Below are 18,251 nucleotides of genomic sequence, written 5' to 3' on the forward strand. Positions count from 1 at the left end.
CGCAACAATGCCTTGCCTACAGCCTTTAAAAATAGCGTGTTTTAACACGTATTTAGCCAAAAGTATTAATATATGATCCTTTCAGTATGAAAATAATATAATTTTTAAACACTGGTATTAAATATATAGCAAATTTAGTAAATTCGTTTCTGTGTTAACAACTAATCAGGTGATACCGATGAAAAAAATAACGAATTTAGCACTTTGCTTTTTTATACCAACACTAGCCACGGCCCAGGTAGTAGCACCGTCAACCGCAGCCAGTGTAGCTTTATCAACCAATGGCATTAGTCAAATTGTACAAGGCAGTGGCAACATTCTTGCTGCAGGCAGCCAATTAACCATTGTGTCTATCAATAACGTAGGTGAGTTTATCGATATCACCTTACAAGCAGTCGCTAATTCAGCCACCGTCACTTTGCGCGTGTCTAGAAATATCTTAGGCAATTCACTACTTGCAACAGGCCAAGCTGTGCAAGTCATAGGTGTAAGTAGCGGTAATCTGATTTATGTTGCAGGTCAACTGATTGCCTTTTTACCTAATGAGTTAGGTAGACATCTACTTTTCAGTCAAAAATTATAATCGGAGTCTCTTATGAAATTTATAATGAAACAACGACTAGTGGTATGGGTATTCTTAAGTTTAATTTGCCCTGCTTTGAAAGCAGGGACAACCTGTAAACCGATAAAAATGACACCGCAATTATATAATCAATCCAGTTATACGGCATTAAGCGTACAAAAAAAGCTAACTCAAAGTGACGCCCAAGTCGCTTTACTCGCGCGAGTAGGCACAAATTTGGAAAAATATGGCCTACGTTACAGTCATGTAGGCTTTGTGATTAAGGATTATCCTGGCGCACCAGGCAAGTGGACTGTGTTGCATTTATTAAATGAATGCGGAACCACGTCTTCCTCCATTTATGCTCAAGGATTAATGAACTTCTTTATGGATGATTTAGTCAGCATGGATTATCAATTGGTTATCCCTGACTTGCCTACGCAAAGAAAACTTCATGCCTTACTTTTAACAGATAGGGTTAAGCAGCTACATAATAAGCGTTATAGTCTAATCGCGTACCCTTACTCAACGCGTTATCAAAATTCTAATCAATGGGTTTTAGAAGTATTAGCCAGTGCCTTAACGAATAAGCCTTCGCCCTCACGCGCGGCAGTACAGCATTACTTATTAAAAACAGGTTATAAGCCTACTGTGATTAAAATAGACCCTTTTGCGCGTCTTGGCGCGTCTATGTTTAATTCCACTGTTTCCTTTGCTGATCATCCAGTAAGAGAGCAACAAACTAATCAATTCTCAACAGTAACCGTGGTTTCTATAGTTAACTACCTGAAGCAGCAACACCTTATACAAAAAATAATCAATTAATCCATTGATGTCCATAAGATTTAATCCGTAATTATTTATCTAGGTGACCAAAATGAAAATTTCTAGAGTGAAAGGCTTTTGGCCTTATCTGATGTTAGTTTTCTTCAATACCTTTGTAGATATAAGTCACAAAATTTTAATACAAGATACGCTCTATCAGTCTGCTAAAGGTTCAGTGTATACCTTATTATCATCCATTATTAATGCGTTTATTTTGTTGCCTTATATCTTGTTATTTACGCCATCAGGGTTTATTGCTGATAAATTTCCCAAAGTTACGGTATTAAGAGTTACAGCAGCACTTGCTATTCCGCTGACCATAGTTATTACTTGGTGTTATTTTCAGGGCTATTTTTTCGGCGCTTTTTTCATGACCTTGTTGTTGGCGGTGCAAAGTGCTCTGAATTCACCTGCTAAATATGGCTATATTAAAGAGCTTTTTGGCAAAGAACAGTTATCGCGGGTGAATGCTATTGTGCAAACCTTAACAATCATCGCCATTTTAAGTGCGACTGCGCTATTTACCGCCTTATTTACCTACTTGATTAAGGCAGCAAACCTACAACAAAGCCTCGATAAAGTGCTGCTATTAAAAGCCTTCGCGCCGTTAGGCTTTCTCCTTATCCTATTTTCCGTGATTGAAACCTGTATGACCTTTTGTTTAATTCAAAAAGAAGCTGTCGATAGCGAGTCAACTTATGAAATTGTTAATTATTTTAAAGGAACTTACTTAAAATCTTATTTAAATAATACCCGTCAACCACGTATCATTTTTATTAGTATCATCGGCCTATCTATCTTTTGGGCGATTAACCAAGTACTTTTAGCAAGCTATGGTGCTTTTTTAAAAGAGCACATTGGCCAGGTCAGCGTGCTTTTTGCGCAAGGTTCTTTAGCCATTGCAGGCATTGGTATTCTATTGGGGGCGCTTTATTCAGGACGACGCTCTAACGTGCTTCTAGAATTAGGCATGATACCCATGAGTACGATTGGGATTGCACTAAGTCTTTATCTTTTGCCGCATTTGACCAGCCATTGGGCTATCCTTAGCCTCTTTTTAATTTACGGATTTTTTGGCGGCATGCTCATTGTCCCATTAAATGCTTTAATTCAGTATTATTCACCTAAGCATGCGGCAGGAAAAATTCAGTCAGCTAATAATTTTTTGCAAAATTGCTTTATGCTAGGTTTTCTTGGCTTAGGAATATTGTCTTACTTCTATCAACTAGATAGTTTAATCCTACTCCATGCCTTGTTTATTATTGCCTCACTCGGCGCACTTTACACACTTATAGCTTGGCCGCAGCTATTCATGCGTTATGTGTTTTCTATGGCATTATCATTCATGTATCGCTTTCGTATTCATCAAGTACAGGAGTTACCAATTCAAGGCGGGATTTTATTGCTAGGTAATCATGTAAGCTTTATTGATTGGGCCTTATTACAAGCAGCCTGCCCACGGCCCATACGATTTGTTATCGATAAATCATTTTATAATAAATGGTATGCTAAATGGTTGTTTAAGCTTTTTAAAACCATTCCCATTGCGCCAGGGGACTCACGATTAGCCTTAATAAAAATTAATCAAGCTTTAAATGCCGGTGAAGTGGTGGCGTTATTTCCCGAAGGGCAGTTGACTCGAGATGGCCAGTTAGGTGTTTTTCGCACAGGTTTTGAGCGAGCAGCTAAAGATGCTAAGGCCCTAATTATTCCTTTTTATCTACACGGCATGTGGGGTTCGCGAACATCTCGGGCACCAGAAAAGATTAAAGGGGTGCGGCGTGCAGTGAGCATAACCTTCGGTAGCGCTGTAAATGTTAATAGCAATGCGGAGCAGGTAAAACAACACGTGCAGGCATTGAGTTTAAACTACAATGCAGTAAATCGGTAGTGAGTTTATAGGGTTAATTATTACGTTTCAAACTATCAAAAATCTCTGGAACCCAAGGGCGAATGGCGATGATTAACGCAGTGCCATCGCGCTTATGGATAGGGATATCCACTGTGTCGCGACAAAGGGTGGCAAATTCGTTTGCTGTTTTAATTAAGGTTTGTTGAAACAGTTGATTATCCTGCTCACTTAACATACCACTGCGCACTAAATACAGCTCGGTAGGCTTTTCAAATTTACAATTAAAAAAATCACTTTGAATGGTTTTTTGAAAAAAGCGTTGAATTGGTCCGTCTGGAATCCAATGAAAGTTGGGGTCAATGAGTCGTTTAAAGCGGTTACCAGGAAGCAATTCAATGATTTTCATCTGATCAAGGCGTGCTGCATAACGAATTAATGCATGCTCAGAAATCGTATAATAAGCTAAAATATCCTCAAAAGACCAATGGTTAAGAATACAAATTGCGACTAATAATAAGGTAAGATCCCCAACCAATTCTTCTTCTTGTTTGATGGATAAGCTCCGAATCTTGATTTTACTTTTTTCTAAAAAAGCAAAAATATCAGCAAGTGTCATATCAAAGCATAAACAAATATCTTCCAAGCGGCTAACATTCACATCTTCTTGACTAAATATGCGTTTAACGCTTGCCTCGGATAATTTAAGTTTGCTTGCTAGCGTTTTGTAGGTTAATCCATGCAGGCGGAGTTGCTGTTTGATAACAGTAAATAAATCACTCAATTGGGCCATTAATAGTTATAAAAATGAGACATAAACTAACCACATTATACCAAATTTAGCTTTAAGCGTCAGACACACATTTAAGGGATACTAAAATAATATAAGCTGTTTGTACCTTAGCTTGTCTAGATAATTACCATTTTTTAATCTCTTGATTAACTTTATTGGTCATTTCTTCTAGCGCCGTTTGGGTATCTTTGGGCGGTGAAAAAAACCGACTTACCTGTTCTTGTGTACTGGCTTTTCCGATTAATATTTGCAGTTCCGCAGGTTGGAAATGCATTTTTGTTATGGCATTTCTACCAATTTCAGGTATGACAGTAAGTATACTACCTTGTACTAATTTATAGTCTTTAGTTTCCTGATTAATTTTATTTTTTTTATAAGTTATATCATTAATAACTTCATTTAATTCAGCAATTTTATTAGAAATGATAATAATTTTTTGCTCGTTTCCTTGGAAAGATTTCAGGGTTTTTAATTCAGCTGCTAAGCCATCTCGGTAAGTGGAAAGTGACTTAAAAATAGGCTCAATCTCGTTATTAAAAAAAGTTTTAAATTCTTTCAAGGCTGTATCTTTAGCTTTTCTTAAAAAGTCAGTATCTAATATGTATCCTTTCAGAGTTACATGATGCTCATCGGTTAAATCTTCTAAACCATTTTTATAAGCCACCTTATCAAAATAGTAGTTTTTTAAATTCTCTTTGTATGTTGCAGCAGGGTATACTTTATTGGCCCAAGGATCACAAATAACTGCATCATCACCCCATGTTAATGGGTCGCTCATATCACTGGGAATTTTACGACCTATCACTAAAAAGACATGTCCATTCGTTTCATGACTCCCACCATAAACCCGGAAAACCTCTGCTTTTAAATCGGTTTTATCTAAAACATAATTTAAGGCTAGATGGGCAAGCTCATCACAGTTTCCTACCGTATATTTCATAGGTATTTCATTAACGATATCAAACCATATTAATTGAGCTATTTCTTCTAAAGCATCTCGGTTTGACATTTTATTAAAATGCTTTAATCGCTCATTTGCCATCATCTGAGCAACATTGCGAACGTCTTCTACGCCCTGAAAATGCTGTAATAAATGCTCTGCATCTAATTCATTATTCTCCATTTGCGTACCGCCTCTAGAAATAAAAGAGCGCGCAAATTGACTTGCTGCTTCACCAATTTTAATAAGGGGGGAACTATCTTCGTAACGACCTTCCATACTGTACAACTCATTTTAAAGCACAATACTATAAATAGTAGACTATTTATTAAACATAAAGATTAAAAATTGATTATTTAAGATGAAATGAGGTAGGTTACGAGAGATTTTTTTGGAGTCTATTTATAGTATTTTGGGAATTTTTAAGCTAATTATGCTTCATTTTCAATATCTTTCAGAATATAGATTAGATTTATTAAAGCAAATACGGCAAGCGATAAATAATGGTAGCTAATATTAAGTGGCACAGAAAGCAACGAAGGTTAGAAAATAAAAGAGTTGAGCTTAAAAGCTTACATCAAGATAAATCATTGCCATGTCCAATATATTTTTATGGGATGCAGTTAAGACTAAGCGATTGATTTTATATATTTATTGCTTGAATGAATTAGTGTCTCTTAAAAGCTCTCCAATTCATCAGTAAATTTGCAAACTTTCTAGAAACTTACCCGCATTAAGATTAGAAATTTTTTTAATCCAGTAATAATTGCTTATAATATAAACAATAAGCGTTTTAATTAAAAAATATGGAAAGTAAATTAGAAGTTAGCGATAAACAAGTTCTTCCAAAGATCGTGCATTTTATCTGGGTAGGCGGGCCTATCCCTGCTGATGATCTCCGCTTTATTCATCAAATTTCAGCTATTGCAAAAAAAAGTGGTTTTGAAGTTAATCTTTGGGTCGATAATGAAATGAACTATCATAAAACGGCGAAACTTGAAGATATAACCATACCCAATTTAAAACTTAGAAATGTATCTGAATTAGATGAAAAAATAGCTCAAGATCCTTTTTTTGCTGAAGATAGTAGACAAAAAAAATTAGCAAAGTCGATATCTAGAGAGGAAGTTGGATTTAAAAATCTTGCTGCTGCAGCAGATTTATACCGTTATGTTATTTTACGTTACTTTGGTGGATATTATATTGATACAGATACTCGTTTAAAAAGCAACGAGAAGGCTGAGCATGAGAGGCTATCAGGGAAAGAAAAATTATCTAACACAGCCAAATTTGGCGTAAGTGAGCTAGAAATGATACCTGATCAGGCGGAATTCGGTATCAAGGTCAACGGTAATTTTAAGATTTTTAAAGCTAGGGTTAAGTCTGAATCTGAAGAACCCACCATCAGATCTGTATCAATGGGCGGCAATAATGATGTAATCGGTGTAATGCCGATGCATGAAGTAATTGATAATGCATTATTAGCGGCTCTGCAAGAATATGAGAAATTAGATAGTACTAAAATAGAAAAGGAACCTTATCCAGCACTTTATAACCCACAGATAAGTCGAAAGGAAACCACGAGTATGGACGCTAAACGTTTTCCATTTGGAGAGCAAGCGGAAGGGAAATTAAATCGACGTACTCTAACCATACAGACCTCCGGCCCTTCAATTTTGTTTAGCTCCCTACAAAAATTTTGGGAAAAATTAAAGGATAAACGAGTTAAAACAGTAGAAGGATTGTCTTTTAATAAAAAGGATGTTGCTAATCTTCCTATTGAATTCAAAAGTGAGCTACGCTGGTTACAAAAAAAATCAGGCCCTGCATATACTACTGATTCATTACCTAACAAGTTTTTTTCTAGTAAAACAAAAGATAAGGATGAAAGTAGCATGCAAAATACAACTGATAGAAACACTCCAAAAGCTTAAGTAATATAACCTAGCCTATACAAATATAATTTAAATTGATTATAAGGGTAGGGTCTTAAGTAAAACTAATCTAAAAATTAAAATCGTAATCTTGCTGATTCTACACGGCCTTAATATCAAGCCGTTTGGTCAATGCTTTTAACTGCCATGAAACGATTAAGTTAAATTTAATAGCAGTGCTGATTGTCAGCTATAATTAAAAGCTATTTGTAGTAAGCTAATCATAATTAGCGTAGATTGCATGAAGGCAATGTAATCAAGATTTAATATGATTATACTCATCAATGTATATTAAGTACCTTGGAAACCTTGATTGCGCGTTGCTTCATCAAGGCTACACGGGCTAGTTAAGCCCTTATTTATTATCCCTTTTTCATGCCATTTTCCTTGGACTATTACACAAAACTACTTTCCTCTTAATATTTCCTTAAGGTTTGTCAATATATAATACAAAAAGTATATTTTTTGGAGTAAAACTATGCAGAAAGAGGCATTGGTGAGGAAATTTGCTGACTCAATTGGCCATTATACCCAGGGCGCTTATAACACTAATCGAGATAACAAGTGGTGCTGTGATACATGCCATAAAGATTATACCATCACGTATAGAAGCAGGCATGTAAAGGACATTCATAGTACTGCATTAGAACTATTTATGAAAAATGCGACCCAGCCCGTAAACTTAACACCTGTTGAAAATCACCCTGCTTCGTTTACATTAAATTCGCCAGCATTATCTGATGTTACCTATATAAGCGAAGATTTAAATGATAAAGAGCCAGCCTTTTCACCAACTGTGCCATTATCCAAATCAATTACACGGCTTGCAAAAGAACAACAGGGTCAAGTGACAGCCCCGCTGAATCTAGAGGTAGCTAGACCAGAACAACCGGATACCAATTCGCCTATGGCTGAAATAGAAGTTGAAAAGGATGTAGCCAATACACTAGTAGAATTAATGGATACAAAAGAACCAGAAGCGCCAGCGAACCCAGATGATTATTCTCTATTAAGCAGACATTCCATATTTAAATCACAACCACCCACACTTGACAACACCAGCCGAGTTTTACCTACTTATGCAGATAAGAATACAGACGATCAAATAATGGATATAGAGGTCAAATCTAATGAGATCGATACTGAGAGTAAAGCTTTTATAAGTTCTACTTTAAGAGGTTGTAGGTAAAAAGAAGATAAAGATAGATTTGTTAAATTTAGAGGATGGTTCTAAGCCAGCGTAGTCTTGATAAGGCGCAGCGTAATCAAGTTTAATATAATTATTTTCAGCAACGTTACGGTTAAACCTTGATTGCGCCTTGCTTCATTAAGGCTAAGATGGCTTTGAACTGCAGTACTTGAATCTCTTACGCTAGTATCATCAATATTATTCGCTAAGTTAAGCTCTTTAACGCTTAGGTCATTACTACGCAATTGCACTAAGTTATCTTCAAATAGCTTTTTCATATGATTTTGTATTTTTAAAAAAAGGGATTGGATAATTTCTAATAGGGGTTTATAAGTCATTCCTAAACATACATTTAGCGCGTTACTTTTTTATTTTATTATGTCTGAAATCAACGTAGGGCTTCTTTTTTTGATATAAGAGCCTCTTTTGTATATTTTTAGGAACCATAAAGATAACGGTGAAATTTTTGGCATCATCTAAGCCATAGTTTTATTCTGCAAAACCTTTAAGGATAAGACTATTTACAAATTGAGTTTTGACCTTCGGTTGTCTCAAGTTACATAAACAAAAGAAATATCTATTTACGTAATGTTAATTAAATGATCAATTAAGTAACTAATTTACAGTTTATTAAAGATAGGTTGTAGCTAGTACTATAGCCGCCCAGTTATGTGACAGTAACTTTAAAACAATAATAAAGAATAGGGTAAATATGTTTATCGGATATCGTGAGTTTCAAAAGTAGATGGGTTGCAGATAACAGATTTACAGCGCGATGCGTTGCTTATGACTGGAGTTGAAGAAAATGCTATTTATCAAGATTATGTTTCAGGAAAAAATGATGATCGCTCTGGCTTTAAAAATTATCTTAAAGTGCTTCATCTTAATTTTCTGAAGGCTAGATAGGTTAGGTATAAATTTTCATCATCTCGTTAATATTGTTCAAGAATTAAGGGAGCACAAAATCGGCTTAAAGATATTGGCCGGCCATGGTGCTGCAATTGATACAACTACGTCAGCCGGTAAATCAGTTTTTGGAATTTTTTCAGCACTTGCTAAATTTGAGCGCAAAATGATTCTTGAACGCTGGCCGGTATGAATTCCGCACGAGTGCGTGGCCATATAAAATAACAATTACTAATTTATGCTTAACTATGGATTCACTAGAGCAGGCAGGTGGAAACTAAAATTAGACCTTTCCAAACAGACACTATATAGAAATGTGGCTCCAAAAAAGGGTAATTAAGTGCAGATGGAAAAAATTGTTAGGATTAAGTTAAGTTAAAGCACCTAAAAATATTTAAGTTTGGTCAATAAAATGTCTTTAATCATATATATTTTATTTTTCTCAAACTAAGAGTTATCTTGCTTAGAAATGTGTACAGTTACTCCGTCTTTTTCTTCAATTATATCTAATTTAAGTTTATTTTTAAGATCTTCACTACAAGTGAATTTAAGTTTCAACTTAATTTTATCTTTATTTTTCGTTGATATCATTATATTATTTAAAAAGTCCATATTGTCCATATCTATCTCCATTTATTCCTCTTTATAATTATAGTCAACTATTTAAATTAATCTCTTTTGACTATGTCTTCAATTAATAATCGCACCTACTATTTTAATAGCCCTAATCAAGATGACTATAAAAATGCGATTGATACTATAAAATTTGTTTATTTAAAACAAAGATAGCTAAGATGATTACAGGAAAGGGATTTTAAAATATTCTTTTTCTTTACTATCGAAAAGTACATTTTTCAAGTAATTTCTTAAGTATTTACTAATGATCTATAATTTTAAATAGTTCTCCAATTATAATTATTAGTAATTATGAATTTATTAAATAAGGATATAAATAACTTTCTTAATTATTTTGCTGAAGAATGCTTTTTAATTCAAGCAGATGGCGATTATATTATTGCAAGATTATCATTTCGTTTAAATCTTTATTCTCAATTTCAATGGTCTAGTCTTCAAGCTATTGAGAAATATATTAAAGCAATATTGCTCTTTAATAGGATTAACTCAAAAAGTATGAGGCATAATTTATTAGAAGGTCTTAAGCTGATCAATAAACTAGATTTTGTAAATTTAAGTAAGGTAACTACGAGTACTATAGAGCATTTTAATATTTATGGAAATAATAGGTATTTTACTAACCCCTATTTTGAAGATGGACTTAGGCTTTTTAATTTGGATTTTACTGTTTGGGAATTAAGAAGATATTGTAGGTCGTTGGATCCAAAATTTACTCATGAAGATGATAAAAAAATAGAGAAAAATCTTAAAGTATTAGCTGAAAGTAATTTTCAAAATCCTAGAAGCGGCTACTTAGAATATGGTAATTTAGAGAAAATAATTAAAGATAAGAAAAATCCTGCTAGAAAGTATCTTGTTTGGCATAATCCTTTTTTTAGGTCAAATTTTAGAAGAACAGTTAAAGTTCCGAACTTGTGGATAGCTAAAAATTCTCCATTATCTAATTATCCAGAATATGCAGATATTTTATCAGAGTATGTTCAAATTTCGAAAGAAGAATTATCCGCATATAAACTGCATTCTATTAAAAAGAAATAATTATAATTATTTTTTATATAGTGGTTAATAACATGGTAACCATAAGAAATTTAAATCACGGTAACGGATAGTACCAGCTAGCGTAGCCTTGATGCAGCGCAGCGTAATCAAGGTTTAATATGATTATTCTTATCAACGTATATAACGTATATTAAGCACCTTAAGTCAAGGGAAAAGATTAAGTACATCTAAGTTAAATCTTGATTATGCGTTGCTTTATCAAGATTATACTGGCTCAGTAGATTATCTTAGCTAATATAATGGAAATTGAAACTAAATGTTAAAAACAAGCTTTAAAAAATTTTATTCTATCTATTTTAATGCTCCTAAAGGGACAGGTAAATTAGTTCCATTGATAGTGATTGAATCGGCTGCAATATGTATAACCTATTTTATCTCGGTTTATTTAATGAAATCTTTGGGTTTTGACTCTTTTCAAGTAGGCAAGCTCATTTCAGCATTATCTGTTGGAACTTGTATTGGGTCTTTGTTCAGTGGCTACCTAACAATTAAAATAAATCCAACTAAGGTGGCTGCTTTAGGTTTCCTTATTTACTCTATAGGTTTTGCATTACTATCAATGATTGTCTCATATTATCATCTATTATTTACTTTATTCTTATGTGGATTTGGCGGCGTATTCATTGCTGTTGCCAATTTAACAGCGCTAATTAAGCTGGCAGAAGATGATATTATGAAAAATAAAATTCTTGTGATTCAATCGGTAGTATTTAATTTTTCACTATCTATATTTAGTTTTCTCCTCTGTTATTTAAAAACAGAACAAATACGAGCTTTATTTTTAATCTGTGCCTTATTTCTAGCTTGTACTAGTGCTTTTGTATTTAGAATTAAAGAAATCAATTCAATAAATAAGAAAGTGCTTAAAGTTGAAAGGGATAAAATAAATATTCCGCTTGTAGTACTGATCATATCAGTAGTCTTTTTGTACGGAGTAATATATTCTCTGGTTAAAGTTTATTTTCCCTTTGAAGTAAATGTACGATTTAGCAACAATCCTTGGATTTTATGGTTAATTTTATCTGCTAACCCGATCTGTGTTGTTTTATTACAACCGGTGCTTATAAATAAATTAAAATATAAAACAAATACCTTTTTATTGTTGGCTGGGGGTACTTTAGTGGGGTTTGGGTATTTATTTTTTGGATTAACTACATACTTTATACCAAGCTTACTATTCATATGTTTTGCAACGTTAGGAGAATTAATTTTTTCACCAATCTCAAAAAAAATTGCTGCAACAAGTATGGGAGAAGGAAAAGAAGGCCTGGGTTTTGCTGCATGGAAAATGACTTATTATATTAGTGGGATCCTTGGTGCTACATTAGTAGGTTATTTAGGAGTGAACTATAAAAATATTAATATTTGGATAGCTTGCGCTCCATTATCGTTAACTATTATTCTTTGCATAGTTGGCTTTGAATTCTTTAAGAAAACTAACATTAATATGGTTCTCAGAAATTGAGTAATGAAAGTTTAGAGGAGTTTATGTCAGAAAATTTAGAAATTGCACTTAAGCAATTTATATTTTCCTCTAAAAATATTGATATAAATAAAAATTTAATAAATAAAATTAAGTCAATTTTTTGATATTTTAATGCAACCTCGAAAAAACTTAGCATCAGAAGGGAAAAAGTATTTTTTTAAATTATTAGTTCCTAGATGAAATCTGGCATCTTCTTTTGCTATGTCTGAAGAAATATTAATGATAGTATTATTTTCATATTTACTATCTTGTTTAGGAGAATGGTGGAAATAGGAAAACTTAACTTTTCCTGCTATTTCTTGAAGTAAAGTTCCTTTGTAATCTCCGTTTTTTTGAGCCTCTAAGAAGGCATATAATTTATTCAATATCCTAATCAGAGAATGAAGATTTACTAATGCTCTCGTTTCAGTTTTTGTTTGCTTTTCTAAGCAAACGAAGGGTTTTTGTAATGAGTAATAAACAGGAAGTTGAAACTCATTATAGATATCGAATTTATCTGGCTCTAATAAAATCGGAGTCTGCTCAATTCGATATATTTCCTGATAGGCTAATTGAATTTCATTTAAAGGTATAAAAAAATCATCAGTAGATGGTCTGTAACCTAGGTTTGCTCCTAATAAAATCCCTAAGATGTGCTTAGTTGTTTCATTCAAATAAGGATTAGAAAGAATATTATAAGTATCTTGGGCTTTTGAAAAAGCAAAATTATAAAAGAAATAATTTTTATCATGTTCCCAGCTTTTAATCATTTTCTCAATGAGATATTTTTGTACTGGTATCCACTTAGAATCATTTTTTAGACTATCAATCCATTTAGAAGAAAAAATTAATACTTTTGCTCGCCACGGGCTTCCACTTAGTAAGCTTATTTCTTTAAAAACTTCCCAATGATTTTGTATGTCTTTTGGTGTAGAGCAAGTAATACCTAATTGTCGTTGAAGATGCATATGTTTTTTTTGATTACCAATATTAGGAAGCATAAAAGCGCTTCTAGTGCCTGCAGTGCAAGACATTATTGAACTAGAAATATAAGTTCTTGCAGCTTTTTCAGCTAAGAGCTGGCGAGTTCCAATAAAAAATCCAGGGCCTTCAATATAAATAGGGAAAGAAGTATTTTCTTGAAAGTCAGATATAAACCACTCAAATTTTTTATCTAGAATCATCATTAGTGGGGAATTTTTAATACCATAACCTAAATTTTCAAATATGTCTTTTGGCGTGTTAGAGTCTCCAAGATGATAGAATTCTCCTGATTCATTTTTCAAAATTGTGCCTTTGCTATCTCCAATTGTTTCACCATAGTTATAAGATACTAAATAGAGTGGATAAAGATTACCTGGAGCTAACTGATCAACTAACTGATAAAATTTATTATCAATATTTTTTACAACCTTTCTAATTTCATTCCAATAAATTTTTTTTATTTCCATTTATTTATCCATTAAATAACAAAGCGAAAGAGAGGATATATTTTTTATATGATATTTTCCCATAGTTTTTACCATGCTAAAAAACTCATTTAATAAATAATAATTATATGGCTAAATAAGAGCGCAAATAATATAAGGTAATAAATTGAAATTGAAAATTTCAAATTAGCTCAGGATCAATAGCATGAATGCAGTAAATAAAGAATATACTTCGCGTAATTATCGATTATCTTCAACTAAGTCTAAAATTAATTTGAAAAATAGAGTAAGGAACCAAAAGAAAAAGCAAATTTTTAAAAACCCTCTTCCTAAATTTTTGAATTGGATTAAAAGGAGGATAGACTCTGGGGATAGAGAATATGCTCTAGATGCTCAAGACCTAATACTTTATAAGCCATCCCAAGCTAATGCAAAACTTATTTTCATTTTACCTGAAGTGTTTGAGCGATATTATCGCTACTCAGGAATATCTGCAAAGTTAATTCAAGCAGAGCTTAAGAAAGCATTGATGATAAATTTTACTTATACCATCGTCAGGAACGAAAAAGTTATTGAAGTATTTCCTTATCAACTTCCTCTACCTAAAGAAGATAATTAAATTAGTGCAGTCAAATAGATAATTACTTTCAAGAGAATTAAAAAATTAAGTTTAGTATAGTAATAAAATATACACCTTTAGAAAATTTCATATGAAATGGAAACTATCAATTTCTATATTTAACTTGATACGCTATGGAATATGAGCTCGTATCAGCAAATTTTTAAATATATGACTATTTTCCAATTGAGTGCTAGCCCTGAGTTGTCTTTAATCACATCAATATTTACCTGGCTTTAATTAAAAGAACAAGAGCCAGCTAGCATGGAAAAAGCCTTTTGAAGAGGCCTTTTTTTAATTAAATCCCTTGTTACAGCAGCGCCAAGTAATTTAACGAAACTCAGGAATAATGTTAGCTGTTAGGGTTGAGCTTGTTTGATTTTGATTACCAAATGACGACTTAAAAAATGAAAAATAATGAGTAGCCGGTTGCGATAAAGAATGAGACACACTGGGTTGAGCTGGATATGTTTCTTTCTTTAGGCTGGCTTGATTGCTTAAGTCAGTTAACAAGCGTTTCACTTTGGCACGATAACGGTCTTCAGGTAACTGGTAGGAGGGTAATAAGGGTTTAAGTTTAGTTAACAGAGCAATTCTATCCTGATGAGTGAGGCCTTGAGGCAAGCAGGATGCGATCTGTTTGTTTCTAGCTAAGAGGTTTTTAATCTCATCATTATCGGCACCTTCTAATGCAAGCAACGTATAATTGGATTGCAACGCATTCGCTAAATAGCTGATGCCCTTAGCACCTATTGTATTGTGACTTAAATTAAGCTTAGTTAGGCTAGTATTGCTTTTAAGTGCCGTACTTAGGTCTTTTATACCAATATCGCTAATGTCATTGAACGACAGGTTAAGATTAATGAGGCTAGTATTACTTTGAAGTGCTGCACTTAAATTTTTTACGCCAGCATCACTAATATTGTTGCTACCAAGATTAAGGTTAATGAGGCTTGTATTGCTTTTAAGTGCGGTACTTAAGCGGTTTACGCCAATATCAGTAGTATCATTGTGGGCAAGGTTAAGCTTAATGAGGTTGGTATTAATTTTAAGTGCGGTACTTAAGTGTTTTACGCCAATATCAGTAATCTCATTGTAGGCAAGGTTAAGCTCAATGAGGTTGGTATTAATTTTAAGTGCGGTACTTAAATGTCTTACGCCAATATCAGTAATATCATTGTGCTTGAAGTTAAGCTTAATGAGGCTAGTATTTTTTTTAAGTGCTTCACTTAAATCTTTTGCATCAGCAGCTTTAATACAGTGGCCAGAAAGATTAAGTTCTTTAACGCTTTGGTCATTATTGCGCAATTGCACCAAGATAACTTCAAATCGATTTTTCATATAATGTTGTACATTCTTTAAAAAAAGGGATTGGATAATATACTAATAGATTAATTGAAAACAAGAAATTTATTTAATGATCATGCAGGCGGCTGCAGTTAATACTGAAATTTTAAACTGTCGGTATAAAACGTCACTGCAAGCAAGATTCATCAGTGCACGAATTCTTTTCTTTGGTGGAGTTAGTTATAAAATGAAAACAAATCTTTATTGAAATTTAATAGTAGCTGATGTTAATTCACATAAACAAATAAAATGACTGTTTACGTGACATTCATTAACTGTTCGGATTGTCATCAATGCAGATTGATTTCATACCATCAACTATTGAGGCGCCATTACTTTAACGCCCTAGAATTTTAAATTCTGCATTGATGAATACATCTACCTATATTAAGTTACTATTCAATACTACGTTCTTAAATTATTTTTACATAAGTGAAACAGAAGGCTGCTCTATTGCTTGTTCTTCTTTTTCTTTAACTTGCTCTTTAAACAGATGCGATAGATTCTGTTTAATTTCATATAAGGTTCGCGTTAAATTATCTACAATTTGAGCAGAGCTCATCGTTGAAGCTGGTAAGTCATTTAATGAAGGATAAGTTTGAAGGCCGGGTCCGGCAATTTCAATAGGAACCTCCTCAGAAAGATTTTTCTTAAAAGCGCCAGTCACTGTGATGCCTTGCCGATCTAAAAAGGGTTGATGAGATAAAGTGACTACAGAAGGAATGGAAGGTAGCTTAAACAACAGATTGGCCGTTTTATTCTTCATTTTAGACACAAAAGTTGGAAAATAATTTACTGCGGCTTCCGCTTCATGATTAGTATTGCTTGGGTGCGCTAATGCTTGTTTTATTAATAATGGTTTTTTGTTTTCAGGCCAACGTAAATTCTCTATAACAAAACACATTGTCTCATGCATTGTAATTGAAGAGGGTATGTCTTTTTCAGATAATCCTTCTCGAAAATACTCTGGATGTAATTGCATGACCGCTTTCAATGTATCCATAAATTTGTCATACGGTTCAGTATTACCAGAAATGAGTACTTCACCTACATTAACCCCTTCTTTAGTAATTGCATCAAATAAATAAAAGAGTCGCTTACAAATATTGACTGTTGATGTTCCTAACAATAAAACAAGGTCAGCTTGTTTAGGAAAAGACTGGGCTTCAATTTGGTTATAGTCATTTAGAAGGATAGTTAAATCTTGTTTTTTCTTTGCGCTAAAATCATTATAATTTTCAAAAGCCCACCGTTGATTTTCTTTTCTTAAAAAATTCTTTTGCGTATAATCAACCATTACCTGTAAAGGTATCTTATTTTTATACGTTTCCATGAAAACTTTACTTTGCTGTTCATCTAACAAAGCAATTAATTTTAACCAAAGCTCAGACGCATAAAATTCACGTGTTTGGCTATCATAGGTCACATAATTTTTTAATATTATACTTGGCATGCATATCTCTTTATAGGTTTTTGATTTTTAATGGATTTTATTGATTGAGTGCTGGAAAATCAAGTCTAATTTGTTTGTTATTTAAGTGCCGGCTTAAAATTAAATAGTATTTAGTAGAAGCGCTTACTCAATTTATGCTTGATGTTTTTTTGACATCAATAGTCTATAAGGTATTAGGTGTAAAGCGACTAATCGTTTTAAATATATAAATGATGATAACCAATATATTGCAACAATTGCTCTTAAACCTACAATCAATTTTAGAAAATCAAATGATTGGATTGTATGTAGGTGGCTCGGTGGCAACAAATTATTTTAATGAAAAAACGAGTGATATTGATTGTTATATTATTACAACAAATGAACTTTCTACAAATACAATTCAACAACTTCAAGATATACATGAGCAATTTTATTTGAGTCAAACTCTGTATGCCCAAAAAGTTGAAGCTTCCTATATTCCTAAGTCTATCCTTATAAATTTCAATTCGAAGGATGTTCGCCCTTATTTTAACGAAGGGAACTTTTATCTAGCACCGTATGGTAGTAATTTTGTTATTGAATTATATGTATTGCGAGAGCAGGGAATTAGAGTTTTTGGTCCTGATATAAAAAAGTTAGCGAAAGAAATCACGATTAACGATTTAAGGCTTGCCATTGAAAGTAATTTAAATGAATACTGGCGGCCTATGTTAGCTAATGTAGAAAAATTAAGCAGAAGTGACTATCAAGTATTTGCCATTCTAACTATGTGTAGAACGCTGTATACATTAGAAACGAATAAGATAGCGTCAAAACCTGACGCAGCGCATTGGGCAATAGAAAATACGCCAGGAATGTTTAAGGAACTTATTGAAAAAGCGCTTAGTTGGCAACCTAAGCATTTTTTCGATCGATTCAAAGAGACTCAGTACTTTATTAACTATGTATTGAATACAAGTAGAGAGCAATCTAGCTAATTTCTAAAATCATAAGTGCTTACCATAATATTATTTGAAATGACTAGTTAAGTGACTAATTTACGAGATACTGTGAATTAGCTAGGAATTGTTCTGTAATCAGTCGTTTATGTGACGATAACTTCTAAGAGATTAATAAAGTGTCACCTTAATATTAATTAAATAACATGTGCCTATTTTTATTAATAGCTAGTGTAGCCTTGATGAAACGCAGTGCAATCAAGGTTTAATATGATTATTTTCATCAACGTATATTAAATACATTCAGCTGAAACCTTGATTACG

18 protein-coding genes are annotated in these 18,251 nt (G+C 33.0%); 11 read left to right on the forward strand and 7 right to left on the reverse strand.

Translation table 11 applies throughout. The features are described from left to right. Positions 1–178 precede the first annotated feature (178 nt). The 3 genes from DYE47_RS02255 to DYE47_RS02265 are packed head-to-tail and all read left to right on the forward strand — an operon-like array spanning position 179 to position 3,278. Complete coding sequence (locus DYE47_RS02255) at positions 179–583, forward strand: hypothetical protein (RefSeq protein WP_115301713.1); 405 nt, start codon at positions 179–181, stop codon at positions 581–583. A 12-nt stretch (positions 584–595) separates the two neighbouring features. Further along, a complete protein-coding gene (locus DYE47_RS02260) occupies positions 596–1,387 on the forward strand; it encodes a DUF2145 domain-containing protein (RefSeq protein WP_115301714.1) in 792 nt (263 codons plus the stop codon). Positions 1,388–1,439: 52 nt separating this feature from the next. Further along, positions 1,440–3,278: an MFS transporter gene (locus DYE47_RS02265; RefSeq protein WP_115301715.1), complete on the forward strand. Its 1,839-nt coding sequence runs from the start codon at positions 1,440–1,442 to the stop codon at positions 3,276–3,278. A 13-nt stretch (positions 3,279–3,291) separates the two neighbouring features. Here DYE47_RS02265 and DYE47_RS02270 read toward each other — a convergent pair whose 3' ends face one another. Both DYE47_RS02270 and DYE47_RS02275 read right to left on the reverse strand, forming a co-directional pair. Then, positions 3,292–4,029, reverse strand: coding sequence for a helix-turn-helix domain-containing protein (locus DYE47_RS02270; protein WP_115301716.1), 738 nt, complete (start codon positions 4,027–4,029; stop codon positions 3,292–3,294). A gap of 124 nt (positions 4,030–4,153) precedes the next feature. Beyond that, a complete protein-coding gene (locus tag DYE47_RS02275) occupies positions 4,154–5,248 on the reverse strand; it encodes a hypothetical protein (protein ID WP_115301717.1) in 1,095 nt (364 codons plus the stop codon). Positions 5,249–5,775: 527 nt separating this feature from the next. On the opposite strand from DYE47_RS02275, the gene DYE47_RS02280 reads away from it, so the two are divergent. Together DYE47_RS02280 and DYE47_RS02285 are read left to right on the forward strand one after the other, a co-directional pair. Next, entirely contained in the window at positions 5,776–6,903 is a 1,128-nt protein-coding gene (locus tag DYE47_RS02280) for a TcdA/TcdB catalytic glycosyltransferase domain-containing protein (RefSeq protein WP_115301718.1), read from the forward strand. Between the two features lie 478 nt (positions 6,904–7,381). Further along, entirely contained in the window at positions 7,382–8,092 is a 711-nt protein-coding gene (locus DYE47_RS02285) for a hypothetical protein (RefSeq protein WP_115301719.1), read from the forward strand. A 41-nt stretch (positions 8,093–8,133) separates the two neighbouring features. Here the strand turns inward: DYE47_RS02285 and DYE47_RS02290 are convergent, their stop codons facing one another. Then, positions 8,134–8,430 (reverse strand): hypothetical protein, encoded by a 297-nt coding sequence (locus DYE47_RS02290; protein WP_115301720.1) that lies wholly within the window; start codon positions 8,428–8,430, stop codon positions 8,134–8,136. A gap of 412 nt (positions 8,431–8,842) precedes the next feature. On the opposite strand from DYE47_RS02290, the gene DYE47_RS02295 reads away from it, so the two are divergent. Then, complete coding sequence (locus DYE47_RS02295) at positions 8,843–8,998, forward strand: recombinase family protein (protein ID WP_115301721.1); 156 nt, start codon at positions 8,843–8,845, stop codon at positions 8,996–8,998. A gap of 31 nt (positions 8,999–9,029) precedes the next feature. Continuing rightward, positions 9,030–9,191, forward strand: a complete 162-nt coding sequence (locus DYE47_RS16575; RefSeq protein ID WP_425324455.1) for a recombinase family protein — start codon at positions 9,030–9,032, stop codon at positions 9,189–9,191. Positions 9,192–9,445: 254 nt separating this feature from the next. Here DYE47_RS16575 and DYE47_RS15970 read toward each other — a convergent pair whose 3' ends face one another. Then, positions 9,446–9,619, reverse strand: coding sequence for a hypothetical protein (locus DYE47_RS15970; protein ID WP_160149825.1), 174 nt, complete (start codon positions 9,617–9,619; stop codon positions 9,446–9,448). Between the two features lie 306 nt (positions 9,620–9,925). Between DYE47_RS15970 and DYE47_RS02310 the strand changes: the two genes are divergently transcribed. Together DYE47_RS02310 and DYE47_RS02315 are read left to right on the forward strand one after the other, a co-directional pair. Then, positions 9,926–10,672, forward strand: a complete 747-nt coding sequence (locus tag DYE47_RS02310) for a HEPN domain-containing protein (protein WP_115301724.1) — start codon at positions 9,926–9,928, stop codon at positions 10,670–10,672. 277 nt (positions 10,673–10,949) lie between these two features. Further along, the gene (locus DYE47_RS02315) at positions 10,950–12,158 is read left to right on the forward strand and encodes an MFS transporter (protein ID WP_115301725.1); all 1,209 of its coding nucleotides are present in this window, start codon (positions 10,950–10,952) and stop codon (positions 12,156–12,158) included. A gap of 113 nt (positions 12,159–12,271) precedes the next feature. On the opposite strand, the gene DYE47_RS02320 is transcribed toward DYE47_RS02315, so the two are convergent. Next, entirely contained in the window at positions 12,272–13,609 is a 1,338-nt protein-coding gene (locus DYE47_RS02320; RefSeq protein ID WP_115301726.1) for a hypothetical protein, read from the reverse strand. Positions 13,610–13,793: 184 nt separating this feature from the next. Here DYE47_RS02320 and DYE47_RS02325 point away from each other — a divergent pair, with 184 nt between their 5' ends. Continuing rightward, a complete protein-coding gene (locus tag DYE47_RS02325) occupies positions 13,794–14,207 on the forward strand; it encodes a hypothetical protein (protein ID WP_115301727.1) in 414 nt (137 codons plus the stop codon). 330 nt (positions 14,208–14,537) lie between these two features. On the opposite strand, the gene DYE47_RS02330 is transcribed toward DYE47_RS02325, so the two are convergent. Together DYE47_RS02330 and DYE47_RS02335 are read right to left on the reverse strand one after the other, a co-directional pair. Continuing rightward, positions 14,538–15,548 (reverse strand): leucine-rich repeat domain-containing protein, encoded by a 1,011-nt coding sequence (locus DYE47_RS02330; protein WP_115301728.1) that lies wholly within the window; start codon positions 15,546–15,548, stop codon positions 14,538–14,540. A gap of 430 nt (positions 15,549–15,978) precedes the next feature. Continuing rightward, entirely contained in the window at positions 15,979–17,007 is a 1,029-nt protein-coding gene (locus DYE47_RS02335; RefSeq protein WP_115301729.1) for a hypothetical protein, read from the reverse strand. 209 nt (positions 17,008–17,216) lie between these two features. Here DYE47_RS02335 and DYE47_RS02340 point away from each other — a divergent pair, with 209 nt between their 5' ends. Next, on the forward strand, positions 17,217–17,966 hold the full coding sequence (locus DYE47_RS02340; RefSeq protein WP_115301730.1) for an aminoglycoside adenylyltransferase domain-containing protein: 750 nt from the start codon (positions 17,217–17,219) through the stop codon (positions 17,964–17,966). The last annotated feature ends 285 nt before the right edge of the window (positions 17,967–18,251 follow it).

The organism is Legionella beliardensis (genome assembly GCF_900452395.1).
Taxonomy (GTDB): Bacteria; Pseudomonadota; Gammaproteobacteria; order Legionellales; family Legionellaceae; genus Legionella_C; species Legionella_C beliardensis.

Excerpts from the sequence above, each read along its gene's own strand:
- DYE47_RS02255 (WP_115301713.1), top strand. The coding sequence starts at position 179 with ATGAAAAAAATAACGAATTTAGCACTTTGCTTTTTTATACCAACACTA.
- DYE47_RS02260 (WP_115301714.1), top strand. The coding sequence starts at position 596 with ATGAAATTTATAATGAAACAACGACTAGTGGTATGGGTATTCTTAAGT.
- DYE47_RS02265 (WP_115301715.1), top strand. The coding sequence starts at position 1,440 with ATGAAAATTTCTAGAGTGAAAGGCTTTTGGCCTTATCTGATGTTAGTT.
- DYE47_RS02270 (WP_115301716.1), bottom strand. The coding sequence starts at position 4,029 with ATGGCCCAATTGAGTGATTTATTTACTGTTATCAAACAGCAACTCCGC.
- DYE47_RS02275 (WP_115301717.1), bottom strand. The coding sequence starts at position 5,248 with ATGGAAGGTCGTTACGAAGATAGTTCCCCCCTTATTAAAATTGGTGAA.
- DYE47_RS02280 (WP_115301718.1), top strand. The coding sequence starts at position 5,776 with ATGGAAAGTAAATTAGAAGTTAGCGATAAACAAGTTCTTCCAAAGATC.
- DYE47_RS02285 (WP_115301719.1), top strand. The coding sequence starts at position 7,382 with ATGCAGAAAGAGGCATTGGTGAGGAAATTTGCTGACTCAATTGGCCAT.
- DYE47_RS02290 (WP_115301720.1), bottom strand. The coding sequence starts at position 8,430 with ATGACTTATAAACCCCTATTAGAAATTATCCAATCCCTTTTTTTAAAA.
- DYE47_RS15970 (WP_160149825.1), bottom strand. The coding sequence starts at position 9,619 with ATGGACAATATGGACTTTTTAAATAATATAATGATATCAACGAAAAAT.
- DYE47_RS02310 (WP_115301724.1), top strand. The coding sequence starts at position 9,926 with ATGAATTTATTAAATAAGGATATAAATAACTTTCTTAATTATTTTGCT.
- DYE47_RS02315 (WP_115301725.1), top strand. The coding sequence starts at position 10,950 with ATGTTAAAAACAAGCTTTAAAAAATTTTATTCTATCTATTTTAATGCT.
- DYE47_RS02320 (WP_115301726.1), bottom strand. The coding sequence starts at position 13,609 with ATGGAAATAAAAAAAATTTATTGGAATGAAATTAGAAAGGTTGTAAAA.
- DYE47_RS02325 (WP_115301727.1), top strand. The coding sequence starts at position 13,794 with ATGAATGCAGTAAATAAAGAATATACTTCGCGTAATTATCGATTATCT.
- DYE47_RS02330 (WP_115301728.1), bottom strand. The coding sequence starts at position 15,548 with ATGAAAAATCGATTTGAAGTTATCTTGGTGCAATTGCGCAATAATGAC.
- DYE47_RS02335 (WP_115301729.1), bottom strand. The coding sequence starts at position 17,007 with ATGCCAAGTATAATATTAAAAAATTATGTGACCTATGATAGCCAAACA.
- DYE47_RS02340 (WP_115301730.1), top strand. The coding sequence starts at position 17,217 with ATGATGATAACCAATATATTGCAACAATTGCTCTTAAACCTACAATCA.